Source organism: Halobacillus sp. K22 (assembly GCF_052246795.1).
In the GTDB taxonomy this organism is placed as follows: Bacteria; Bacillota; Bacilli; order Bacillales; family Halobacillaceae; genus Halobacillus.
Genome location: NZ_JBQQCN010000052.1, coordinates 1 through 4,867 on the forward strand (window position 1 = coordinate 1; position 4,867 = coordinate 4,867).

Annotated in this window: 3 protein-coding genes; 2 read left to right on the forward strand and 1 reads right to left on the reverse strand. The window is 43.8% G+C overall.

Going from position 1 to position 4,867, the window contains the following annotated elements; all coding sequences use genetic code 11:
* Positions 1 to 252: 252 nt before the first annotated feature.
* Positions 253 to 1,728 (reverse strand): O-antigen ligase family protein, encoded by a 1,476-nt coding sequence (locus ACTWPM_RS20555; protein WP_443134827.1) that lies wholly within the window; start codon positions 1,726 to 1,728, stop codon positions 253 to 255.
* Positions 1,729 to 2,272: 544 nt separating this feature from the next.
* Here ACTWPM_RS20555 and ACTWPM_RS20560 point away from each other — a divergent pair.
* Together ACTWPM_RS20560 and ACTWPM_RS20565 are read left to right on the forward strand one after the other, a co-directional pair.
* A complete protein-coding gene (locus tag ACTWPM_RS20560; RefSeq protein ID WP_443134828.1) occupies positions 2,273 to 3,550 on the forward strand; it encodes a nucleotide sugar dehydrogenase in 1,278 nt (425 codons plus the stop codon).
* A 16-nt stretch (positions 3,551 to 3,566) separates the two neighbouring features.
* Positions 3,567 to 4,280: a WecB/TagA/CpsF family glycosyltransferase gene (locus ACTWPM_RS20565; RefSeq protein ID WP_443134829.1), complete on the forward strand. Its 714-nt coding sequence runs from the start codon at positions 3,567 to 3,569 to the stop codon at positions 4,278 to 4,280.
* Positions 4,281 to 4,867 lie beyond the last annotated feature (587 nt).

Consider the following 4,867-nt stretch of genomic DNA (forward strand, 5'->3'; position numbering starts at 1 on the left):
AAGGAGGATCGACTAAGATCGCCACGTCCTGTGGCAACGTCGATCGACCCCACTTCGTGTAGGGCCGCAGGAAAGCGAGTTGTTTCTGTAGCCACCCTTATCTATTTTTGGCAACGGACCCAAGATATCTCGAAAATGAGTCTTTAACTAACCGGCCCTATTGTGTAATAACAGTAAACTTTAACTTAGTCTAATCTAAAAATCGGACACCCTCTTGCTGTTGAGCAGGAGGATGTCCGGCAGAGTGTGGCTTTATTTGGATGAGGAGGCGAGTTTCTTCGCTTCCCTGTGATCGTTTTGCATTTTCAGCATGTTGATGATGAGAAGTGACATGGCCACAGCCAGGTAAATGCTTACAGCCGGTGCATACAGCACGTGACCGGCAATAAAGGCAATACCGGTACCAAAGCCGATTGATAAGAGAATCAGCATGTTTTCCGGATGGAGCAGTCTGCCTGGCACCTGGAATAATAGCTTAAGAAACAGACCGATAATAAATAAGAACGGCAGGAGGATTAAGGTGAACCCTAAGATTCCATAAGAGAAGAATAAATCAAAGAAATCCATCTCGATTAACTTCCTGTCCTCCATATCTGTATAGTTCCCGGCATATCCCATTCCGAATGTTTTCTGAACGATGTCCGCGTTCGTATAATCCTGATAGAGTTCGGCGAAATACAGATTACGTGCGCTTAAAAGAATCACGAGAATCGGTGAATCCATCAGCTTTGCCTGCTCTTCTTCCTGTTTAGCTTGATCGCTCTCGGAAGACCCTTCACTTTCTTTATCACCTGGGTCCTGATCGCCGGTATCAGACGGTTTATCCTTTTCCGCTTCCTGTTCCGCTGTTTTTTCTTCAATGGCACCGATATCTCCAGCTACGTTAGAAAATGCGGGAGAAAAAGGTGAAACTGCCGCAAATAGAAGTAGAAAACAGAAGGAAATCACCAGACGCAGTGTGAGTATGGATTCCTTTTGTTTCTTTTTCCATTGAATGAGCCAGTAAATAAGGTAGCTGAAGAATACAATGACAGCTGCCATAAGAACGGCAAAGTAAGGAACCTTCGTTCCAATCAGGATCGAGACAATCGAAAGCAATAGAACCGGTATGAAAAGGTAAGAGTTCTTTAAGCTTTCAATTTTATACAAAGCGTAAAGGTAAACGAGAGGGAAACTGATCGAAACGATGGATCCCAGTTCATTTCCTGCAAAGAACCAGCCTTTATAGCCGAACTTATTCCATTCGTAGGTCTCCGTTGAAGTGCCTGTTAATATCGCTGCAAACAGAGAGATGGAAACGATCAGCATAGCAGTTGAGATGGCCTGGAGAATTCTAAGCCGAACTTTGGAGACCTTCTCAATAGTTGTGAACAGCAGCAAATAGGAGCCAAGCATAATAGAGAAATAAGCGGTCTTAGCTACGAATTGCAGCTCGGTAAAGGGATCAAACACAGGTTTGGCGAAGTAATTGTACACGAGACCAAATCCAAAGGCAGCGGCAAGAGCCGATAAATAAAGAATGATTGGTTTTTTATACCGGCTCGAGTTACCGAATAAAATAAACCATAAGGAAAGGGCCATAAATAATACACGGACAACAATGCCGATGGTTAAACTGGAGTCCATCCAGCGAATGGATAAGAACGTAAGGATGTCCAAAACAGGTTGAAACACAATAAAAAGAAGTAATAATTTCGTGTAAAAGTCTTTATGTAAAATTTTGGTCAAAGGTAAACACCTCAATGTTGGAATATTCTAAGATATGACATATTGAAGTATAAACCATTCCTATTCGACTGTCTATGCGTCAACATGGATGTTTACAAGATTGATAATAATGTAATAGAAGTTGAATCTCTTGGTCACAAAGCCGTATAATATTTCCATGTCAAAGAATGATCATAATAGCTTGCCGCGCTGAAATAGGGTACAATAAGAAGTTGAGAAACTTGCTTTTATCTAACACTTGCATCAGGTAATACCATGTTTAAAAATATCCTCCAAAGGAAAAGCATTCCCCGAACGTCATAAATGGATGAACGATTCCGAACTATATAGAGTGTGCCCGCTTGCGGCGATTTTTTCATGACGATCCAGCCGGCATACATAAGTTAATTCAGCAGGCAGCCTGAAGTTTAAATCAACCTTTATTCCTTAAATGGAATAAATAGATAAAGTATAAATCAAATGAATAGAAAACAACCCATAAATATCGCCCGTATTAAAGACGATATTAATTGGAATGGTTCAGATAGAGAAAGGGAGTATGGTTATGAAGAAGTCACTCTGTGTCGTCGGGCTTGGTTATATCGGCCTGCCTACATCCGTTATGTTTGCGATTAACGGCCACCAGGTTCATGGTGTGGATGTAAATCGGAAAGCTGTAGAAATGGTGAATGCCAAACAGCTTCATATAGAAGAAAATGGTCTGCAGGAGCGCCTGGAAGAAGCGGTAGACAGCGGGAAATTCACGGCCTCCTTAGAACCAACGGAAGCGGACGTATTCGTGATCGCGGTTCCTTCTCCTATTCGGGAAGATAAAACGGCGAATCTTGATTATGTGAAGAAAGCAACCGAATCGATTGTCCCGTTTGTAAAAGAAGGAAACCTTGTCATTTTAGAATCGACAGTTCCGCCAAGAACGGTAGAAGACGTTATGCTTCCTGTATTGGAAGAAACGGGTCTTAAAATAGGAGAAGAATTATTCGTGTCCCATTCACCGGAGCGTGTCATTCCAGGGAAGGTATTCCAGGAGCTGGTGGATAATGACCGCATTGTCGGAGGAATTAATGACAAATCTTCCGAGATGACAAAAGATTTGTACCTTTCCTTTGTAAAAGGAAATATCCATTTAACAGATGCTACTACCGCAGAAATGGCAAAAGTCATTGAAAACACGTACCGCGATGTTAATATCGCTTTTGCGAATGAGCTGGCCTTAATCAGCGATCAAATCGGCGTGAATTCATGGGAAGCCATTAAACTGGCCAACTACCACCCGCGGGTGAATATTCATACACCTGGCCCAGGAGTAGGCGGCCACTGTATTGCCGTGGATCCTTGGTTCCTTGCCGAGATCCAGCCTGAACTTTCGAAAATCATTCAGCTGTCCCGCAATACAAATGATAATATGCCCGTGTACACAGCAGACGAAATCGAGTCGTTCTTAAAAGAGCAGCACATCCAGGATCCAAAAGTGGCGCTGTTTGGACTTTCTTTCAAAGCGAATATTGATGACCAGCGGGAAAGCCCGTCCCTGAAAGTTATTCTGGAGCTAGTCCAGAGGGGCATCAGCTTCTCCTCCTATGATCCGCATATTAAAGAAAATGTTGCTTCCAATCAGACGCAGAACATGGATGAAGCTCTGCAAGGAGCAGATATTGTCGTAATTCTTACAGACCACGATGAATTTAAACAGCTTGACCCTGAACACATACAAGGTAAAATGAGAAGTAGACTTGTATTTGATACAAAAAATGCACTATCGTTAGACGAATGGAAAGACGCAGGATTTCTCACAAAACGATTGGGAGATTCAAAAAACGGATAGGGGTCCAGGTGAAATCATGAAGGAACAGTTCTTAGGAGTCGACGTAAGCAGTTATTCTTACGAGGAACTCAAGCAAAACACCATAGCTGATATCGAACAGAAAAGGCAGTCCTTTATTGTAGCCATTAACCCAGAGAAGATTCTACAGGCTCAAAAGGATCCCGATTTGAAGAACTTATTGAATAAAGCTACGTACCAGATTCCGGACGGGGTTGGGGTTCTGCTCGCTTCAAAGATTAACAGGGGAAACATTTCAAGCCGTGTGACCGGCATTGATATGCTTCTTGCTTTATGTGAGCAGGCTTCAACGCACGAGAAGTCGGTCTTCCTTTACGGAGCGAAACCTGGTATAGCGGAAAAAGCGAAAGACAGCCTGCTGAAAAAGTATCCCAATCTTAAAGTGGCGGGTGTGCTCGATGGATATGAGAAGGATCAGGAGCATGTGATTCAGACCATCAACGAGGCGAAGCCGGATATTCTATTTGTGGCGTTAGGAAGTCCAAAGCAGGAATATTGGATTGTGGATCATATGAAGGATCTGGATGTACGGATTTTCCAGGGGGTTGGCGGTTCGTTTGACGTCATTTCCGGCCGGGTAAAACGCGCGCCGAGATTCTTCCAGAAGTTCGGCATTGAATGGCTGTATCGTTTAATTACAGAACCCTGGAGATTTAAGCGTCAGGTAAAACTGCCGACATTTCTCTATAAGGTTTGGAAAGAGCGGAAGTAAAAAGAATAATCTAATGTTAGGTGCTGGATCATTAAAAGATTCAGCACCTTTTTAGATTAGGCCCCACGTTCAAAAATTTGCGAATCACAACAGAAATTTATTATAAAGGTCCTGTGTTATTAGTTACAGATAAACTCCCTTTTCTGGAAGACTTTATTTCGAGATATTTGTTGAGCGGAAGGTCCTGCGGGGGACGATTTCGCTTTCCGCGGGCATGTGCTGAGCCTCCTCAGGCTTCGCCTTCCGGGGTCTCACCGATCATGTTCATCCCGCAGGAGTCTACATCGTCCCCCTTCGGACTTTGCGATACATGGAGCTCGAAATCTTGCTCGAAACGCGCCAGTTCAATGAGCACGTACATGTGGAAAATTCCCGCTATAGAAGCATGTGATGCGGAGCAAGCACCCCTCTAACGCCTATAGAAGGGTCCGTTCCTCAGTTCCTGTTGGGTGGCGAAGGAAACGACGAGACTCCCGGAGCGACCGAGCATAGGTCGTAACTTATAGCGGGTGGGATGCCCGTCGAGAAAGAACTAGCCATTCACTCGTAGCGAGTCTTTGTGGGCAGATGGTAACATCTGCCTTTAA